At 38.0% G+C, this 17,563-nt stretch carries 22 protein-coding genes; 12 read left to right on the top strand and 10 right to left on the bottom strand.

Features of this window, described 5'->3' with window-relative positions; all coding sequences use genetic code 11:
• The first annotated feature begins 115 nt into the window (after positions 1-115).
• Positions 116-595 carry a DUF4184 family protein gene (locus AS4_RS19030; RefSeq protein ID WP_096735189.1) on the top strand — a complete coding sequence of 160 codons (480 nt, stop codon included), beginning with the start codon at positions 116-118 and terminating at the stop codon, positions 593-595.
• On the opposite strand, the gene AS4_RS19035 is transcribed toward AS4_RS19030, so the two are convergent.
• The 6 genes from AS4_RS19035 to coaBC form a co-directional block, all read right to left on the bottom strand.
• The gene (locus AS4_RS19035; protein WP_096735190.1) at positions 590-1,201 is read right to left on the bottom strand and encodes an alpha-ketoglutarate-dependent dioxygenase AlkB family protein; all 612 of its coding nucleotides are present in this window, start codon (positions 1,199-1,201) and stop codon (positions 590-592) included. The genes AS4_RS19030 and AS4_RS19035 overlap by 6 nt on opposite strands.
• Entirely contained in the window at positions 1,188-1,433 is a 246-nt protein-coding gene (locus tag AS4_RS19040) for an Ada metal-binding domain-containing protein (protein ID WP_056512381.1), read from the bottom strand. The genes AS4_RS19035 and AS4_RS19040 overlap by 14 nt, the downstream gene beginning before the upstream one ends.
• A 3-nt stretch (positions 1,434-1,436) precedes the next feature.
• Positions 1,437-2,174: a 2OG-Fe(II) oxygenase gene (locus tag AS4_RS19045; RefSeq protein ID WP_096735191.1), complete on the bottom strand. Its 738-nt coding sequence runs from the start codon at positions 2,172-2,174 to the stop codon at positions 1,437-1,439.
• Positions 2,161-3,000: a bifunctional transcriptional activator/DNA repair enzyme AdaA gene (locus tag AS4_RS19050; RefSeq protein WP_096735192.1), complete on the bottom strand. Its 840-nt coding sequence runs from the start codon at positions 2,998-3,000 to the stop codon at positions 2,161-2,163. The genes AS4_RS19045 and AS4_RS19050 overlap by 14 nt, the downstream gene beginning before the upstream one ends.
• Before the next feature lie 162 nt (positions 3,001-3,162).
• Positions 3,163-3,537: a cytochrome b562 gene (locus tag AS4_RS19055; RefSeq protein ID WP_004725812.1), complete on the bottom strand. Its 375-nt coding sequence runs from the start codon at positions 3,535-3,537 to the stop codon at positions 3,163-3,165.
• Between the two features lie 162 nt (positions 3,538-3,699).
• A complete protein-coding gene (gene coaBC, locus AS4_RS19060) occupies positions 3,700-4,965 on the bottom strand; it encodes a bifunctional phosphopantothenoylcysteine decarboxylase/phosphopantothenate--cysteine ligase CoaBC (protein ID WP_004816940.1) in 1,266 nt (421 codons plus the stop codon).
• A 114-nt stretch (positions 4,966-5,079) separates the two neighbouring features.
• Here coaBC and radC point away from each other — a divergent pair, with 114 nt between their 5' ends.
• The 4 genes from radC to AS4_RS19080 all read left to right on the top strand — a co-directional run bounded on the left by radC (position 5,080) and on the right by AS4_RS19080 (position 7,813).
• Positions 5,080-5,802: a RadC family protein gene (gene radC / locus AS4_RS19065; RefSeq protein ID WP_004725808.1), complete on the top strand. Its 723-nt coding sequence runs from the start codon at positions 5,080-5,082 to the stop codon at positions 5,800-5,802.
• A gap of 37 nt (positions 5,803-5,839) precedes the next feature.
• Positions 5,840-6,751, top strand: a complete 912-nt coding sequence (locus AS4_RS19070; RefSeq protein WP_004725806.1) for a bestrophin family protein — start codon at positions 5,840-5,842, stop codon at positions 6,749-6,751.
• Between the two features lie 65 nt (positions 6,752-6,816).
• Entirely contained in the window at positions 6,817-7,101 is a 285-nt protein-coding gene (locus AS4_RS19075) for an antibiotic biosynthesis monooxygenase family protein (protein ID WP_096735193.1), read from the top strand.
• A gap of 313 nt (positions 7,102-7,414) precedes the next feature.
• A complete protein-coding gene (locus tag AS4_RS19080) occupies positions 7,415-7,813 on the top strand; it encodes a hypothetical protein (RefSeq protein WP_096735194.1) in 399 nt (132 codons plus the stop codon).
• Between the two features lie 14 nt (positions 7,814-7,827).
• On the opposite strand, the gene AS4_RS19085 is transcribed toward AS4_RS19080, so the two are convergent.
• Positions 7,828-8,709 carry an energy transducer TonB gene (locus tag AS4_RS19085; RefSeq protein ID WP_004725801.1) on the bottom strand — a complete coding sequence of 294 codons (882 nt, stop codon included), beginning with the start codon at positions 8,707-8,709 and terminating at the stop codon, positions 7,828-7,830.
• Between the two features lie 232 nt (positions 8,710-8,941).
• On the opposite strand from AS4_RS19085, the gene AS4_RS19090 reads away from it, so the two are divergent.
• From AS4_RS19090 to AS4_RS19110, 5 genes are all read left to right on the top strand, one after another.
• Positions 8,942-9,622 (top strand): hypothetical protein, encoded by a 681-nt coding sequence (locus AS4_RS19090; RefSeq protein WP_096735195.1) that lies wholly within the window; start codon positions 8,942-8,944, stop codon positions 9,620-9,622.
• A gap of 150 nt (positions 9,623-9,772) precedes the next feature.
• Entirely contained in the window at positions 9,773-10,480 is a 708-nt protein-coding gene (locus AS4_RS19095; RefSeq protein WP_004725798.1) for a DUF3108 domain-containing protein, read from the top strand.
• Between the two features lie 103 nt (positions 10,481-10,583).
• The gene (locus tag AS4_RS19100) at positions 10,584-11,159 is read left to right on the top strand and encodes a xanthine phosphoribosyltransferase (protein ID WP_004725796.1); all 576 of its coding nucleotides are present in this window, start codon (positions 10,584-10,586) and stop codon (positions 11,157-11,159) included.
• Positions 11,160-11,312: 153 nt separating this feature from the next.
• Positions 11,313-12,173 carry an acyl-CoA thioesterase gene (locus tag AS4_RS19105; RefSeq protein WP_096735196.1) on the top strand — a complete coding sequence of 287 codons (861 nt, stop codon included), beginning with the start codon at positions 11,313-11,315 and terminating at the stop codon, positions 12,171-12,173.
• A 223-nt stretch (positions 12,174-12,396) separates the two neighbouring features.
• Entirely contained in the window at positions 12,397-12,759 is a 363-nt protein-coding gene (locus tag AS4_RS19110; RefSeq protein WP_004725792.1) for an FmdB family zinc ribbon protein, read from the top strand.
• Between the two features lie 109 nt (positions 12,760-12,868).
• Here AS4_RS19110 and wrbA read toward each other — a convergent pair whose 3' ends face one another.
• A complete protein-coding gene (gene wrbA / locus AS4_RS19115; RefSeq protein WP_096735197.1) occupies positions 12,869-13,462 on the bottom strand; it encodes an NAD(P)H:quinone oxidoreductase in 594 nt (197 codons plus the stop codon).
• A 120-nt stretch (positions 13,463-13,582) separates the two neighbouring features.
• Between wrbA and AS4_RS19120 the strand changes: the two genes are divergently transcribed.
• Together AS4_RS19120 and AS4_RS19125 are read left to right on the top strand one after the other, a co-directional pair.
• Positions 13,583-14,827, top strand: coding sequence for a YihY family inner membrane protein (locus AS4_RS19120; RefSeq protein ID WP_004816923.1), 1,245 nt, complete (start codon positions 13,583-13,585; stop codon positions 14,825-14,827).
• 212 nt (positions 14,828-15,039) lie between these two features.
• Positions 15,040-15,840 carry an AraC family transcriptional regulator gene (locus AS4_RS19125; protein WP_096735198.1) on the top strand — a complete coding sequence of 267 codons (801 nt, stop codon included), beginning with the start codon at positions 15,040-15,042 and terminating at the stop codon, positions 15,838-15,840.
• Positions 15,841-16,211: 371 nt separating this feature from the next.
• Here AS4_RS19125 and AS4_RS19130 read toward each other — a convergent pair whose 3' ends face one another.
• Positions 16,212-16,850 (bottom strand): fumarylacetoacetate hydrolase family protein, encoded by a 639-nt coding sequence (locus AS4_RS19130; RefSeq protein ID WP_004725784.1) that lies wholly within the window; start codon positions 16,848-16,850, stop codon positions 16,212-16,214.
• Positions 16,851-16,897: 47 nt separating this feature from the next.
• Positions 16,898-17,398, bottom strand: a complete 501-nt coding sequence (locus tag AS4_RS19135; protein WP_004816919.1) for a YcxB family protein — start codon at positions 17,396-17,398, stop codon at positions 16,898-16,900.
• Positions 17,399-17,563 lie beyond the last annotated feature (165 nt).

A 17,563-nucleotide genomic window follows, 5' to 3' on the forward strand; every position in this document is an offset into this window, starting at 1 on the left:
ACCGCACTATGCGGTCTTTTTTATATTTGATCAGATAAAAATCACCCAAACTTCACAACCGTGGGTGATGCAATTTTTTATAATTTAAACATCACAATAAGCATGAACAATAACAATGCCATTTACTCCCTTTCATTTGGGCTTAGGCGCAAGCTGTAAAGCCATTGCAAATAAAAAATTTAGCTTGTTAATTTTCTCTGGTGTTCAGGTTTTGATGGATATAGAACCTCTATTTGGCATCATTCGAGGCTGGACCACACTCCATTTATATACCCATAATTTACTTGGTGCTTTGTTGATTGCTTTGCTTGCAGTCCCCATAGGTAAAGTAATGAGTGAGTTTTGCTTACGCAACTTATTCAAACAAGCAAACTGGCAGATCACATGGCAAGTGGCGACAGTCAGTGCCTTGGTCGGGAGTTTTAGTCATGTTTTTTTAGATGCTTTAATGCATGCAGATATGTATCCCTTTTATCCACTGAGTTATTCTCAAGTTTTACTCAACATGATTCCCTACAATTTTATTTTTTATGGGAGTTTAATCAATTTTCTTTTTGCCGCAATTGTTTGGCTTATCCGTGAGGAAAAATCATGATTCATCGATTGTTCTAAAGGTTAGATTAATCCGAGCCGTATGCACTTTCTTTGTTGGGGCTAAGCGGTGCAACCAATATGTTTGTGTGGTGTCTTTCATGACCAGCAAACTGCCATTTTCGAGAAAAACCTCAATCTTTTCTTGGCTATTTTTATGTTTAAAGGCAAATTTTCGAACCGCGCCTAGGCTTAAAGACGCAATTGCACCATTCTTTTTTAGATCTGTTTCACCATCACTGTGCCATGCCATACCCTCTTCACCTGTATGGTAAAGATTCAGCAAACAAGAATTAAATATTTCACCCGTGATCAATTCAATCTGTTTTTTCAGTTCGAGTAATTCTTCAGTCCATGGCAAGGCATATTTGGAGCTATTTGAATAAGTGTATTCAAAAGCGAGATCTCCATACCAAGCCACTTTCCGTTTGGTGATGATCTTTTTGCCAAAAATAATCGCTTGGTCATTTTGCCATTCAATAAGCGTTAGCAATTGCTCAAAATAATCATTGGCGATGGCTTCATCCATGATTTTTCCGAAATAATTCACTGTTCCATCTTGTGGAAGCAAGTTCTCATGGGGATCGGTTAGAAACTCAAGTTGTTGCATTTTTCCATTTCACATAGGCTGATTTCATACAATGTCCACACGGGCGAAATTGCAATGCCAAGGCTTCGGCTTCACTACTAAAGAACACCCGATTGGCTTTTAACATACGCTTGCCCGAACCACAGTTTAAACGTCCATAAATTTTTAGCTTTTGATTGCCTGCAAATAAAATTTCAGCATTCCTGATTTTTCGATATAACGCCAAACGCTCAATGTCATCATGCTTAATCATCATTTAACTCACAGCATCATGAAAAATAATCCCCAATGTATAACGCTCCCCTGTACGCACCTGACTGACAGCATGCTTCATATTGACTCGATAATAGCCATGAGTGCTTTTCTTCGGTCTAAACTGCGTGGTAAAAATTAACACATCCCCTTGATCAGGTTGTAAAACAATGGCTTTTGACTGTGCTCGTGGTACTTGCTCAGTCAACACCAACTCACCACCGGTAAAATCGCTATTGACTTGACTAAGAACAAATACCATTTGGATCGGAAAATAGACCTCGCCATATAGATCTTGATGTAAGGTATTAAACCCATCTTGCTGATAGTGCAAAATCAAAACAGTGGCCTTATTTTGACCCGCTTGTTGGCATTGTTGTAAAAATTCAAAATGTGAATCTGGATATTGTCGATCCAACTTTAAAGCATCAGACCAAGCATTGGCGATAGGAACCAGATAGGGATAAAACTGAGTTCGAAGCTGTTGAAGCAAGTTTGGTAATGGATAATTAAAATATTTATACTCGCCATATCCAAAACGATGTTGCTGCATAGTGACGGTTTTTCGATACAGTTGTTGATGGTTATAATGACTTTTGATCAACTCACACAATTCATCAGATAAAAAGTCTTTAAGGATTGAGTAGCCTTGCATATGCATCTGAGCACGAATTGTCTCCCAATCTAAACCCTCAATTTTATTGAGTAGCGCTGATGCTTGTTGTGGATTAAACGCTGGCATGTACTTGCACACCTTCCCAGCCAATCATTGCGGCTTTACGTGTTTTACCCCAATGATATTCACCTAAAACACCTGTCGCTTGAATCACACGATGACATGGAATTAAAAAAGCCACTGGATTATTGCCAATCGCAGTACCGACTGCACGGGAAGCTTTTGGATTTCCAATCTGTTCTGCAAGGTCTGCATAGGTTGCTAATTGCCCCATCGGGATTTTAAGCAAACTCTCCCAAACTTTAAGCTGGAAATCAGTGCCTTTTAGATGCAGCTTAATTTGGCTCCATGGTTTTTGTTCAGATGAGAAAATGGCCAAAGCATGTTCATGCAAGGCATCTGCTTGCTGATAAAATCTTGCTTTAGGAAATTTTTCAACGAGTGCGCTATAGGCATCTTGCGCATGCTCCACAAAAGACATAAAGCAAATCCCTTTGGCTGTTGAAGCCACTAAAACCATTCCAAAGCGTGTTTCAGCATACTGGTAGTGGATGGTTAAGTTTTCCCCACCACTTTTGTATTCAGCAGGTGTCATCCCTTCAATTTGTATAAATAGATCATGCAAACGACTGGTGCTCGATAGTCCTGTGTCATAAGTCGCATCAAATACCGAATGCTCTTGTTTTAACAAGTTTTTTGCATGTTCAATACTGATATATTGCAAGAACTTCTTCGGACTGGTTCCAGCCCATTCTGTAAATAAACGTTGAAAATGTGCAGGGCTTAAATGAATATGCGCAGCCACCTCATCTAAATTCGGTTGTGCTTTAAAATTGTGTTTAATGTATTCAATGGCTTTTGCAATACGTTCAAACTGATGGTGCTGTTGCATCGCATTTCTCCTCACTTTTCTACATCTAACTTAACAGTTGTAATGCAATGAGCAAATCCGAATCATGCTGAGTTTAGTGATTCAATATTGTTTAAAAATCTCCACACAATAAAAAACCGTTAGTCATTAAAACTAACGGCTTTGTGCTTTCAAATGAATCGATTACTGATAGATCTTATGCCCTTGATCACGTATTTCAGCAATTTTCTTGCCTTCCATTTTGGCATGATCTAAATGACCGCCTTTGACTAGCGCTTGAGTCTTATCAATTTGCGCAATCAATTGATCATATAATTGAGTCGAAGTCGGAGCACTGGCATCACCACGACCTTTAAGTTTGACTTTTTTAGCGTCCGTTGCAGCAGCACGCATATTATCTAAAGCTTTATTTGCTTCAGCGGCATTATTGGTTTGATTAAATGCTTTATAGTTTTTACCTAATGCCTGCATATTTTGTTGTAACGTTGCAGCAAAAGTCATTGAGCTGAAACCTAAAGCAGAAATCATCATGACGGTGGCTAAAGTTTTTTTGATCATTATGATCTTCCTTAAAACTGTGGCTATTGTTGGGTGTAAAAAAGCCCATTGTGGCTATTGTCCATTTCCAAGATTAAACATAGTTTAAAAGCACAAAAAATAGCAAATAAAAATGCAACGAATTCGTTGCATTTTTATATTTAGAAATAATCAGAGAAAGGCTTAAATTGGTTCAATCTCATGGTGTAAGGCATCGTGGATCGCTTCAACCAATTGTTGTGCAATCTCTTGTTTCGAGGCTTTCTCTAAATCACGCTTTTCCATCTGATACTGTTCTGCAAAAAACACGGTCATCGCATTTTGATCAGAAGCAAAACCAATATCAGCACGCGAGACATCATTGCAGGCAATCATATCGAGTTTTTTGGCAACCAGTTTTCCTGCTGCATATTCCTCTACATTCCGGGTTTCTGCCGCAAAACCCACCATAAATGGGCGCTTTGACTGCTGTGCAATGGTCGCCACAATATCAGGGTTTTTTACCAACGAAACATTCAGCTCATCACCCGCTTTCTTGATCTTATGTTCCGCAACTTCTGCCACACGATAGTCAGCGACAGCCGCAGTTGCAATAAACACGTCACAGCCTTCCTCAAGCTGATGCATGCTTTCATCAAGCATTTTTATCGCAGAAGAAACATTGATACGACGCACACCATTCGGGGTATCCAAACTGACTGGGCCAGCCAGTAACGTCACTTTTGCCCCTGCTGAATAACAGGCTGCTGCAATAGCAAAGCCCATTTTCCCTGTGCTGTGATTGGAAATATAGCGCACAGGATCAATCGCTTCACGTGTTGGTCCCGCAGTAATCACTACACGTTTTCCAGCAAGCAAGCCAAACTTCTCAGCAATCGCACGTTGTGCTTGATGGAAGTAGTTTTTAACTTGTTCAGCTAAATCTTCAGGTTCAGGCATACGCCCTAAACCGACATCACCACAAGCTTGTGAACCCGCTTCAGGCATAATCACATGTACGCCATCTTCAACTAAGGTATTTAGATTACGTTGTGTCGGCTTAGCTGCCCACATTTGCTGATTCATTGCAGGCGCAACCCAAACAGGTGCTTTGGTTGCCAAATACAAGGTACTGAGCAAGTCATCAGCCAAACCCGCCGCAAACTTTGCAATGGTGTCACAACTTGCAGGTGCAACTAAAATTAAATCAGCCCAACGCGCCAATTCAATATGCCCCATTCCCGCTTCTGCTTCAGGGTCTAATAACTCAGTATGAACAGGATTGCCGGATAAGGCCTGAAAAGTTAAAGGGGTAATAAATGCCTGTGCACCTTTGGTCATTACCACGCGTACATTAAAGCCATAATCCTTTAAACGACGTACCAGGATTGCACTTTTATAGGCAGCAATACCGCCTGTTACAGCGAGGATAATATTTTTATTAGAAAATACACTGAGATCAAAACTCACTATCAGGCTACCTTTCAGTTGCAGTGGCGCTCACAATATCATTAAATAGTCTATCTCCCAAGTCATTCAAGGGAGAAAAATCAGAAGTAAAATAATTTTAAAATGTGAAAAATAATGAATCATTCAATCAAACAATGGCCTGAACAAGAACGTCCACGTGAAAGATTACTCTTACAAGGGGCGCACAGCTTATCTGATGCAGAATTACTGGCGATTTTTCTACGCTCAGGCTCAAAACAACACTCCGCTGTTGAATTAGCACGCTTGCTCATTCAACATTTTGGTCATTTAAATGCTGTATTTGATTCGTCTTTAGATGATTTAAAACAGTTTCATGGCATTGGCGAAAGTAAGTATTCACAACTCATGGCAGTGAAAGAACTGGGACGGCGTTACTTGAAACATCAACTAAACCAAGGTTTAGACTTGAGTCGTTCTGATTTAATCCGAGATTATTTACGTTATGAATTGATCGGAGAATCTCAAGAAGTCTTTGCCGTACTCTGTTTAGACAGCCAGTTACGTAAATTGAGTTTTAAAAAACTATTTTATGGTTCAATCAATTACTGCAATATTTCCATTAATCAATTATTACGATATGTCATACAGAAACATGCGACTTTTATCGTTATTGCCCATAATCACCCTAAAGGTTTTGCCAAGCCTTCACGTGAAGATTACGATTTAACTCAAGAAATATTAAAAGCCTGTCAACTGCTTGAAATAGAATTATTGGATCATATGATCATTGCTGCTGAGCAAAGCTACTCCTTTGCTGAACACGGACTCATCAAACCCAAAACTTTCCCTACAAATGTGATTGACAAGCACCTTTGAAGCGGTGAAGATCACTAAAAAATATAGATTTAAAAGTATGATTGTCCGCGATCAAAACGATACCCTTAAAATATTACTCTCTTGGCGTGGTACGATTTTACCCAAAGTGCTGCCACCGCTTGGTTTTGTGATGCTGATTTCTGCAATTGTGGGTGGCATTGAGTATACCAATTTATATCGTTTTCCTGAATTACCCTTGGTTGGCTTTACCCTGATTGGTGTGGTGCTTTCTATTTTTCTAGGCTTTAAAAATACCGCCTGTTATGACCGTTGGTGGGAAGCGCGTAAACTTTGGGGAATGCTGATCGCCAATGCACGTCACTTTGACCGTGATTGTCGTATATTCCCTCAAGGGCGTCGTGAACGAATCATTCAACATGTGATTGTATTTGCAAACTTATTAAGAGATCGTCTGAGACATCAAACAGCAAATCCAGATGCGCTGGTGGAAACCAGTGGTATGAGTCAACAGGCACTGACACAGTTGTATCAACAAACCAATGCGCCGCAATACACGCTGAGTTTGATCCAATGGGAATTGATGCAAGCGCTCAAAGAAGGCGAAATTTCCGACATTATCTATACCCAATTAAATGAACATGTGAATGAGCTCAGTTTGGTACAAACTGGTTGTGACCGTATCGCAACCACACCTTTGCCTTTTGCTTATTCAGTTTTATTAAATCGTACGGTCTATTTTTTCTGCTTTATGCTGCCCTTTAGCTTAGGTTCATTACTGGGTTTAGCAACACCATTGCTGGTGGGTATTTTAGCCTATACTTTTCTGGGGCTAGATGCTTTAAGTACCGAGATAGAAGAACCTTTTGGTACGCAAAGTAATGATTTACCTTTAGATTCGATGGTGCGAATGATTGAAATTGAATTATTAGGAACTCTCGGGAAACCGACGCCTCCACCGATTCAAGCCCATGATCATAATTTACTTTGATACATCAATTTCTGATTTTATTGCCCTTTTTAAAGAGAAGTTAAAGTAAAGGCCGAGCACTGAAAATGAAATATGTGGTTATCTTTAAGGCACAGATCAATACCCTTGATCAACAGTATTTTCAAACTGCACAACTTTTACAAGAGAAAGCATTAAGCCAGTTTAACTGTCAAAAATTTGAGTCTCTTTGTGAAAATAATTTTGAAGTTGCGCTTTCTTATTGGAATACACTTGAAGATATCCAGGCTTGGCATAAAGATGCAGAACATCAAGCAGCTCAACGAATTGGTAAACAACAGTGGTATAAAAAATTTAGTGTTGAAGTTTGCGAAGTCATAAAAACTTATTAAAAAATGATTAAGTAAAATTATGAGTTGAAAATGATGCTGATGTAGAAATAAAGTGCGGGGAAAGACACTAACAATTTAGCCATTTTAATAAAATTTTAGTGAAGTATCACTTTGATCGAACAATATGATATTAAAGATCAATCTCTATTTAAAAATTCAAACTCCCTTTATATAAATGAATATCTCTCCCTATTCTATTGAGAAATGGTAAAAAAAAATCTATATAGTGTAATTTAAAATCAATAATTTATAGGAGTTTTAGTATAACGCCTATGATGTTAAATCAAATCATCAACTTATAGGAATAAAAACTATGCTTACAAAACCAACTCAATCTTTTCTTTTAGAAATTGCGGAAAAATCAGATCAAGAATTTCAAGAGGGAGGAATAACCTTTGAGTATAAATATGCACATAGGCTTGCTCATACTGTTTTCGATCACAATTTCTTAAAAACCACAGCAGACATTAGGGAGTTTAATGATAAAGAGGTTCACCAAATTGAATGTTTTTTTACAACATCGTTATCTCTAAAACAAAAGGATACAGAATTAAAATCGAAAAAATTTATACAATTGTTAAAACAAGATTTTTCAGATTATTATCGACAAATTAGTTCATTTAACTCAGATGGCTATAGCATAGATATAGTCATTCATTTCATTAAAAATAATGATTTCCATGAGCTTAATCTTTTTTGGTCAATGGACTAAACAGTATTTATCTATTAGCGCACTTCAAATTCAGATTCAGCTGGGTCAAAACGCCAAGTGCGCACAATCCGCAGTTCAGAAATATCTTTCATTTTTGAATCAAAACGTCCAAAAGGTGCACCTTTACGCACTGAGTTTTTGGCAGCTTCATCGAGGATTGAATGACCTGAGCTTTCAATCAATCGTATAGCACGAATCCCACCCTCATTATTGAGAATGACCATTAAACGGACCTCACCCGAAAGACGCTGCTGTTTGGCAAGATCTGGGTAATATCGGTTTCCATACATCTCAACTTTTTCGCGAAATTTATCTAAATATCCAGCAGATGCATCTTGTTTGGCTTGAATACCATCTAAGGTTTTAATTTTTTGTTGTTTACTAAAATTTTGTTGTTTCTGTAAATATTGAGCTTCTAAACTCGCCACCATTGCCGTTTTAGCCTGCATCTGGCTCTGCAACTCTTCCATGGCCTTTTTACGATCGTTTTGTTCCGCCTGCTTTTGCCAGCTAAGAACCGTCATTAATACTTTTTCTTCGAATTTCAATTCTCGTTTTTGCTGTATTTGCTCTAAAGCTTCGAGTTGCTGATCACCCGCACTCTTGTCTTCTGCTTGCGCTGGCATATCACTTGAAATACGATGCTCTTTACGGAATGTTCCAGAACCTTGCTGATTTGCTTGCGCTAAAAAGTCTGCATCTTTAATTTCATCTTCACTTGGGCGAATACTGATTGCGATTTCTTTTGTGCTGGTATTATTTTCTTGTGGCATTCCAAATTGAACAGATAAAAAAAGTACATGTGCAATGACAGCTGCAGAAACAGCTCCAACAAATAATGCGTCTTGCCACCAGTACTCAGAATGCTGTGTATTGGCAAATAATTTTTTTATCATGACATTAATCCGACAAAATTCCCCAATCGCCAAATTTAAAATTTATTAAAATAAGTTTAACTTTACATTATTCACAAACTTTGTGACTTATTTAGTAAAAGTAAAAACGTAATTTTAAAACACTCAAAATGGTGCAATGTTTTTTGTTAAACTGCAATCGTTAGACTTGTATTTTTTTAATAATCGACAAGTTTATCGCCTTAAAAAATGATGATGATTTGGGACAATACTTATGCCGACGCTACTTTCTAACATTGTTAAACGTATTCGACAAGTATACCAAAAAGCAGAAGGTTTTATAGAAGAAGAACGCGAGTTTCCAGTATCACAAGTATTTTTAAATGCGACCTTTAAACGTTTTGTCACCGACAACGTCAAAATTTTAGAAGATTTACATGCCGACCTGCATGATGATTGGTTAAAACTTTATGCCACACTCAATGTCAAAGGCATGCATTTGGTTCTTTCTGTAGATCTTAAGTTAGTTCAAATGGAACTCAACAAAGATATGCAGTTGATTGTTTTTGAACAAATCAGCAACACCCAAGTGATCGAAGCTAGCTATCCCAATGTTTGGTATAAGATGGGCGTAAATACTGCTTTATTCTTCTATCAAAAGGTACTGAAAAAAGATCCTTTAGGAATGATCCTAGAAAAATTTAATGTCATTACCGTAAAAGATGAATTACTTCACTTAGATCTGAATCGTTGGTTAGGAAAAAATCGTTCTATTATGGACACATTAAACAAAGTCCATGTGAACCATGCAGAATTACGTGAAACTGAGTTGGTGGTGATTGGTAATGTAAACCTAACCGCTTTATTGAGTAAATTTAGAGAAGATAAAGACCCAGACTGGGACGAAGATGATTATCTTGAAACCGAAGTTACGCCGATTGAGCAAAAGAATTAAGTCTCAAATTGCAGATTAGATTTCAAGTTATCGCAATCAAAATGTATACATAAATTCACAGGATTAGCAATAAAGTGAATATTTTCTCTTTAATTACACCGCATAATAGGTGTCATATCCAAAAATACTTTTAAATGCATAGGACATTTAATGATGGCAAAAACGTTATTTAAAACATTAAGTATCGCAACTGGTGTTTCAACTGCAATGTTATTGGTTGGATTTTCAAGCAATGCTCTTGCCATGAGTCCGTTCCAAGCAAGCTACCAGTTTGCCTATAATGGTAAAAACTTAGGTACTGCGACCCGTACATTGAGTCAAAGTGGCAATAACTGGACCTATGTATTTGCAGCAAAAGCAGCAGCAATTGCTTCTGCAAGTGAAACAAGCCGTTTTAGCTTTACCAATGGTCAAATTAACTCAAGTAGTTTTAGTCGTACCAGTAAAGTGTTGGTACATAATGACACCATGACCATTAACTTTAATCCAAACAGCAAAACCATTAACACCAAGAAAAAAGATCAGGCACGTTCTTTCCCATGGAAAGCAGGTGCTTTAGATGAGTTAAATGCTGAATTACAAGTACGTGAAGACTTAAAAGGTGCAGGTCTAAAATCAAGTTATTTGATTGCAGATGCAAAAGGTTTAGATGCGCGTCGCTTTGTTAAACAAGGGACGGAGTCAATTAAAACCCCTGCGGGAACCTATAACACGGTCAAAGTTGTACTCACCCATGACAATGGTGAAAAGAGTTCAATTTTCTGGTTAGCGCCTCAATTAGACTATTTACCCGTGAAAATGTCACATGTTGATGGTAAAACGTCTTATAACTTAACCTTGACCAGTTACAAAAAGTAAGACATTTTTCACCTTTTGATCAATTTCAGCTTGCATTTTTTTTAGTGCTTTTTAAAATACGCCTTTGCTTTAAAAAGCACCTTGCCTCTAGAGGATTCTCCCTGTGCACGCACTAGAACAGAAAATCTTAGCTGAAGGTATCGTTCTATCTGATCAAGTTCTGAAAGTCGATTCTTTCTTAAATCACCAAATTGACCCTGTGATGATGCAGCTCATCGGTCAAGAGTTTGCTCGTCTTTTTAAAGATGCAGGCATTACCAAAATCATCACAATTGAAGCATCAGGTATTGCGCCTGCTGTGATGGCTGGTTTGGAACTTGGTGTACCCGTTATTTTTGCACGTAAATATCAGTCTTTAACCCTTAAAGATGATTTATATCGTTCAAAAGTATTCTCTTTTACCAAGCAAATTGAAAGCACCATTGCGATTTCTAAGAAACATATTAGCAAAGGCGATAAAGCTTTGGTTATTGATGATTTCTTAGCCAATGGTCAAGCCGCTTTAGGTCTTGCTGACTTGATTCATCAAGCGGATGCAGAAGTTGTGGGTATTGGGATTGTGATTGAAAAATCTTTCCAACCCGGCCGTCAATTGTTATTAGATAAAGGCTACCGTGTTGAATCTTTGGCACGTGTTGAATCTTTGGCAAACGGTACGGTAAGCTTTGTAGAAGAATAAGCTGGTCTTCCTTCAAAAGTTTTCATTAGAAAAGAGTGCTTTAGGCGCTCTTTTTTATGCTTTTTGATCAGTAGCGTCTTTGTTTTGCCTTTTATTTTGATCAAACCCTCAGCTATATTGTGCAAATAAAGAGATAATTCAGGTAAATAATAAATGAGATCAATCACTCAAAAATTAGTTGATCTACTCGACGTACAACAATTGGATGATGGTCTATTTCAAGGGCAAAACACACGATTATTTGGATCACACCTTGTGGGTGGGCAATTGGTGGCACAAGCATTGATTGCCGCATCAAAAACCACCAATCGACCAGCACATTCATTACATGCTTATTTTATTCGCAGTGGTCGCACAGATATTCCGATTTTATATAAAGTTGAAAATTTAAGAGATGGCAAAAGTTTTTCGACTCGCCAAGTCCATGCTTGGCAAAACGGCCATATTATATTTTCGGCCATGGTTTCATTTGCCAATATTGAAGAGGGTTTAGAAAATCAGATTGAACCGCCTCTCTACCCTTCGCCAGATGAACTGATCCCAGAACAACAACTTAAACAAATGATTTATGAGGATGTTCCTGAACCTGCACGCGCAATATTTATGCGTCAATTTTTTATCAACATCCATCCTGTACAGCCATTCAATCCATTCAAACCGATAAAATTAGACACAAATTATGCTGAATATTTTCAAACCTTTGAAACGATTCCCACTCAACAAGATACACCCATGATGCACCAAGCCATTGCTGCATATTATTCTGACTATAACCTGCTGACGGTTTCACTTAGACCGCATGGTGTCAGCTATGCGAACGGCGGTGTACGTAGTGCAAGTTTAGACCATAGCATTTATTTTCATACAGATTTTAGAGTAGATGAGTGGCTACTTTATGATATGAATGCCACAGTATCTAGCCAATCCAGAGGGCTTAATTTCGGCCGGATGTGGCAAGATGGTCGATTGGTGTGTAGCGTTAATCAGGAGAGTTTAATGCGGCTAAAGCAATAAAAAGATGTTTCTATAAGCTTGTGTCAATCATTCTATCTATTACATTCACACAAAATATAAAGACTGATCACGGTATTCAGTTACAATCAAAATCATGTCATATCCCTGACATGATTGTAACGATAGCGATAAGCATGACAAAAATGCCAGTAGTGAACGTGAATATAACGCTTAACCATAACTTAACGAAGACAAATGGACTTTGTTGAGTGAGTAAAAATCAATGACTGATGAACAAACAGTAAAGTGCCCAAAGTGTGGCGCTACAGACTTAGAACGCCGTGACCATGAACAACTTTTAGGCAAAGCAGGCAGTGTATTATTGACTTCTGCGGGTGCAGCAGCAGGAACTGTAGGTGGCGCTGCCTCTGGTGCTTCTATTGGTGCGGCTATCGGAACGGTTGCAGGTCCTTTAGGCGTTATTGTTGGTGGAACTGTAGGAACCTTCGTAGGCGCAATCAGTGTTGGAATTACAGGTGGATTTCTAGGAAATCGCTTTGGTAAACGAGCTGGCGTGATTGTTGACCAAAATATCTTTTTTGATTACCAATGTAAAAAATGTAACCATCGCTTTAATTTAAAATAACAAAATATAAAATATCAATATGATAAAGAACTTCTCTTTTTATCCATTAGACGCCAGATAAAAGAGAAGTCTTTGAATTATTATCTAGATCTCACAAGAGCATCAAAAATTATGGGTTTAACTTTTTAACCATTTCACCTAGACGTTTGCCCTGTTCTGCACATAAAGCTTTTTCATCGGAACTTAAGTTTTGATCATGACGTGGTCCACTGACATGACTGACTCCATACGGCGTACCGCCTGATTTGGTATTGGATAAGGCTGGATTGGCATTGGTCAACCCCATGATCATCATGCCATGATGAAACAATGGCGGTAACATCGTTAATAATGTACTTTCCTGCCCACCATGCATTGACCCTGACGCGGTAAATACACAAGCAGGTTTATCGTGTAATGCGCCATTTAACCAAAGGCTAGTGGTTTGATCCCAAAAGTATTTCATTTCAGATGCCATATTGCCAAAACGTGTTGGTGAACCTAAAGCCAATCCTGCACAATTTTGTAAATCATCCAATGTACAATAAATATCGCCATGTTCTGGAATACTGGCTTCCGCTTCTTTCACAACAGTGGAAAGATTAGGCACAGTCCGAATTTTTACTGCGACACCTGCTGCTTCTACCCCGTTGGCAATCAAGTGTGCCATCTCTTTGGTAGATCCATATTTACTGTAATAGAGTACGAGAACATAAGCTTGCATAGAGATTTCTTGATTTCAACATAAGAAAATAAAACTATACGGTATTTTTCTGCTTTTTTGGGTAAGCTAGGCAATGAAAATGCAAGATATGCCGAAAAATAATTGAGATCAAAGATATATATGCTTGAATTACTTAAAAAACTCCCCTTCTATGAAAAAACTTGGTTTCAATTCATTCTTTTTGTACTTGGTCGTTTTGAAGCAGATCGTTGTCGTGAACAAGCGGGATCGCTGACCTATACGACATTATTTGCTGTTGTTCCAATGTTGACTGTTTTCTTGGTTATTATCTCATCAATCAAAGCCTTAGAGCCTGCTAGACAGCAACTCCAGCAGATGATTTATAGTAATTTCTTGCCGAAAACCAGCATTGCTTTTGATAAGGCTTTTAATGTCTTTACAGAGAATTCAAGTAATTTAACTGTTATTGGTGTGCTGTTTTTATTCATTACCACAGTACTGATGCTTACCAGTATTGAAACGGTTTTTAATCGGATTTGGCGTGTTCAAGAAACGCGTAATGGCATCATTGGCTTTATGCGTTATTGGACCATTATTTCTTTAGGCCCGATTTTATTAGGGAGTGCCTTTGTCATTTCATCAACATTGGCCTCTATGAATGTTTTAAGTAATAACTTTGCTGGTTATGAAGTTGATGGTACAGCGTTATTTGGGGTCATTTCGTTTGCACTGACCACTTTAGGCTTTTTCATTCTATATTGGACGATTCCAAATCGTAGTATTCCTGTTAGAGCGGCGGCGATTGCAGGTCTTTTTGGTGCGATTGCATTTGAGCTACTTAAAAACCTATTTGGTTTTGTTATGGCAAATTTCACCAGCTATACCCTTGTTTATGGTGCTTTTGCTGCTGTGCCAATTTTCCTATTGTGGATCTTTTTATCGTGGAATATCGTCTTATTGGGTGTGGAAATCAGTTATGCGCTTACCGCATTTCATACAGGTAAAATCCAGACCCGCCATCCTGTGTTGATGATGCTCGATATTCTGGAATTATTTTATAAAAAACAAAAAACGGGTGAAGTGGTAACTGATGCAGAAGCATTAAATATTTTAGGTCGTGGTGAAATTGGACGTTGGCCAGTTTATATCCAACTTCTAGAAAAACAGAATTTGGTTAAATGCACTGACAATAATGAATATGTGCTGGTCAGAAATTTAGATGAAATTGATTTCTGGTCATTCTATACATCATTACCTTATACCCTGCCTCGTCGTCATGATGTTGAACATGTCCATGATGATGATGTTTGGATGAAGCATATTGGTCCAACTTTAATTGAATCCGATGAATATTTGGCCGCTAAATTATCGATTCCGCTTTCAACCATTTTGGATGATAAGTAATTTTAACCCAGATAGATAAACAACCTCCCTTTCCAAGCAGTGCCCATTGGAAAGGGAGGTGATATTCCATTTTTGATGAAGCGTTATAATTTCGCAATAGCCAAAACCACTGCATAAAGCGGATAAAAGACACCTCAATGGTATGAACCTGTCTTTTTTATAGGATATAATTCAAAGTAGACAAAAGATCTTTTTATTCAGGCAATCTTTGCATGACGATAACAAAAACAAGCGATAAAAATATACTGACTCAACTCAGTACCAATGATGAAATTGTTGCACCACTATGGCTTATTTTTCGACATGATCCTGCACTGTCGGTTTATCCTGAACATGGGCATGCTTGGGGCGAATTTATTTATGCCTTTAATGGGGTGATGGAAGTCAATATTGATCAAATTAATTATATTACACCACCTCCATATGGAGTTTGGTTACCACCAAATACGCAACACAGTGGTTTGAATCGGACTTCTGTTTCCCATGCAACTTTGTATATCCACCAATCGTTATGTAGTGCCTTACCTCAACAAGCAGGGATTCTCTTAACCTCACCCTTGGTTTCAGCGATTTTACAGCACATCAAACAACACCCAATGCAAGCATCTGAGCCTGAATATTTGCGACTGTTACAGGTATTACTTGATCAGTTACAACATGCTGAGTTAATCGGTAGTTATTTACCCCATACCAATCATGCTGCCTTAAAACAAGTTTTGGATTTTTTACATGCCCACCCTGCTGATCACAGTACGCTAGAGGCTTTAGCCCAACGGATTAATATGACTGAACGTACCTTGGCAAGACTGAGTCAAAAAGAGTTGGCAATGTCACTCAATGAATGGCGACAACGGCTTAAAGTCATGAAAGCCATGTCTATGCTCAATGAGGGAAAAACGGTTGAAAGCATTGCACTGGATTTAGGTTATGCCAATGCTTCTGCTTTTATCAATATGTTTAAACGTTGGATGATGCGTACCCCAGATCAGTTTAGAAAATTGTTGCGTCACTAAATCAACTTTTTAAATTTCGAGTAGATGAAGTGGAATGATCTAAATACTGATAATAAACAATCTTCCCGACCAATCTAAATGTCGATCTAAAAATGCATGGGCTGAATTTAACTTTGGGTTATGTAGTAATTTACCAAAGTCATCCAGCTTTTCTGCTTCTTCGCTATCAAAGCGTTTCGTCTAAGCTTCTGCACGATAGCTAAAAAATAGCGATGCTGTAAATTTCAACTGGCTGTAAATTTCAACGGATAAATCAAGCGTAATATATCTCAAAAGTTAGCGATAATTGTTGTTGTATAAAACTGTAGATAATAAAAAACCCAATGCGTATTGATTATAAATAAACACTGGGTTGCTTGAATTTTAAGTGCTTATTTTACAAAAGTTTTCCAAACAAAATCTTGGCTTTGACCATGTAAAGTCATACTCAATTGATCACCAGAAGCCAATGCTGCAACACCTGCAGGTGTCCCAGTCATCACCACATCACCTGGCTCTAAAGAGAATACTTGGCAGATGTCTGCGAGTAAGTAAGCAATATCAAAAATCAATAAAGCAGTATCGCCCTTTTGACGAACTTCATCATTTACCGCAAATTCAAAAGTAACAGCCGACCAATCTTTAATCTCATCCACACTGACCCAATCTGCCAGTACACATGAACCATCAAAAGCTTTTGAACGTTCCCAAGGCTGGCCTTTGCCCTTTAAGTCATCTTGGAGATCACGTAAAGTTAAATCTAAGCCTAAAGTCACAGCACCAATCGCATCCAATACTTTATCTAAATTGGTTTCGCCCTTAAGTGGCTTATCGATACGTAACGTCAGTTCACACTCATGGTGGCAATTTCCCCACGCCTCATTCCAAGAGATACCGTCTTGCAATGAAATCAAACTACTGGGTGGCTTGATAAATAAGACTGGACGATCTGGAATTGCATTACCTAATTCTGCTGCATGCGCTGCATAACTACGACCGACACATACAATTTTAGATGGACGTGTACTCATATTGTTCCCTTCTTATTGATCAGCGTTAAAAACTTTATAATTCCAAATTACTTTTTAAAAGTATTGATAAAAATCGTTTGATCTGCGGGTGTCGCAAATGCTCGTTTAGGCACAATCACCACAGTACGATTTTTTAATTCGATCATATAGGTAAGCTTGCCTTCTGCAAATTTATCGACATCTGAATAATGATGAACTTGCTTTGGACGACCACTACTGAATAATTCCATATAGTCTTGAAATAATTCAATACCTTGTTCACTTTTACCAAATTGATATTTAACGAATTGGCGTTTAAACATCATCGGTAAAAACCAATAGCGCATCAGCATTTGCAGAATTAAGAAAAAAGCACCTAAGCAAACATAATATTTACCCACACCCTCTAAACCGAGGTAAATCCCCCAAACCATGATTCCGATGCTGACCAAAGGCGTGAGAAATTGGCTAATTTGCTTTTTACCAAAAGTTGCCAGTTTAAAACCGTCTTGAGATTCTTCTAAATTAAGATAATAACGTGCAGATAATGCAGGCTGGGTGTCTGACATAGTTGCTTCAATACAAATGTTTTACGATGCCAAGATATTACACTAGATTTTTCCAGCGAGATGCGGATTTTCATCTTGTTTTACAGAACACCTCTATTTTTTAAAAGTGAATCCTTTTAGGGTCTTTCATACAAATGGTTTTTATAAAAACAAAAGATTGCCGCT

It is taken from the genome of Acinetobacter guillouiae, assembly GCF_002370525.2.
Taxonomy (GTDB): domain Bacteria; phylum Pseudomonadota; class Gammaproteobacteria; order Pseudomonadales; family Moraxellaceae; genus Acinetobacter; species Acinetobacter guillouiae.

What these genes read in the sequence shown, in the direction of transcription:
- AS4_RS19045 (WP_096735191.1), bottom strand. Translation starts at nt 2,174, where the DNA reads ATGCCAGCGTTTAATCCACAACAAGCATCAGCGCTACTCAATAAAATT.
- AS4_RS19105 (WP_096735196.1), top strand. Translation starts at nt 11,313, where the DNA reads ATGAGATCAATCACTCAAAAATTAGTTGATCTACTCGACGTACAACAA.
- AS4_RS19085 (WP_004725801.1), bottom strand. Translation starts at nt 8,709, where the DNA reads ATGATAAAAAAATTATTTGCCAATACACAGCATTCTGAGTACTGGTGG.
- AS4_RS19050 (WP_096735192.1), bottom strand. Translation starts at nt 3,000, where the DNA reads ATGCAACAGCACCATCAGTTTGAACGTATTGCAAAAGCCATTGAATAC.
- AS4_RS19130 (WP_004725784.1), bottom strand. Translation starts at nt 16,850, where the DNA reads ATGAGTACACGTCCATCTAAAATTGTATGTGTCGGTCGTAGTTATGCA.
- AS4_RS19070 (WP_004725806.1), top strand. Translation starts at nt 5,840, where the DNA reads ATGATTGTCCGCGATCAAAACGATACCCTTAAAATATTACTCTCTTGG.
- AS4_RS19120 (WP_004816923.1), top strand. Translation starts at nt 13,583, where the DNA reads ATGCTTGAATTACTTAAAAAACTCCCCTTCTATGAAAAAACTTGGTTT.
- AS4_RS19125 (WP_096735198.1), top strand. Translation starts at nt 15,040, where the DNA reads ATGACGATAACAAAAACAAGCGATAAAAATATACTGACTCAACTCAGT.
- AS4_RS19030 (WP_096735189.1), top strand. Translation starts at nt 116, where the DNA reads ATGCCATTTACTCCCTTTCATTTGGGCTTAGGCGCAAGCTGTAAAGCC.
- AS4_RS19075 (WP_096735193.1), top strand. Translation starts at nt 6,817, where the DNA reads ATGAAATATGTGGTTATCTTTAAGGCACAGATCAATACCCTTGATCAA.
- AS4_RS19040 (WP_056512381.1), bottom strand. Translation starts at nt 1,433, where the DNA reads ATGATTAAGCATGATGACATTGAGCGTTTGGCGTTATATCGAAAAATC.
- AS4_RS19035 (WP_096735190.1), bottom strand. Translation starts at nt 1,201, where the DNA reads ATGCAACAACTTGAGTTTCTAACCGATCCCCATGAGAACTTGCTTCCA.
- AS4_RS19055 (WP_004725812.1), bottom strand. Translation starts at nt 3,537, where the DNA reads ATGATCAAAAAAACTTTAGCCACCGTCATGATGATTTCTGCTTTAGGT.
- wrbA (WP_096735197.1), bottom strand. Translation starts at nt 13,462, where the DNA reads ATGCAAGCTTATGTTCTCGTACTCTATTACAGTAAATATGGATCTACC.
- AS4_RS19110 (WP_004725792.1), top strand. Translation starts at nt 12,397, where the DNA reads ATGACTGATGAACAAACAGTAAAGTGCCCAAAGTGTGGCGCTACAGAC.
- AS4_RS19135 (WP_004816919.1), bottom strand. Translation starts at nt 17,398, where the DNA reads ATGTCAGACACCCAGCCTGCATTATCTGCACGTTATTATCTTAATTTA.
- AS4_RS19090 (WP_096735195.1), top strand. Translation starts at nt 8,942, where the DNA reads ATGCCGACGCTACTTTCTAACATTGTTAAACGTATTCGACAAGTATAC.
- radC (WP_004725808.1), top strand. Translation starts at nt 5,080, where the DNA reads ATGAATCATTCAATCAAACAATGGCCTGAACAAGAACGTCCACGTGAA.
- AS4_RS19080 (WP_096735194.1), top strand. Translation starts at nt 7,415, where the DNA reads ATGCTTACAAAACCAACTCAATCTTTTCTTTTAGAAATTGCGGAAAAA.
- AS4_RS19095 (WP_004725798.1), top strand. Translation starts at nt 9,773, where the DNA reads ATGATGGCAAAAACGTTATTTAAAACATTAAGTATCGCAACTGGTGTT.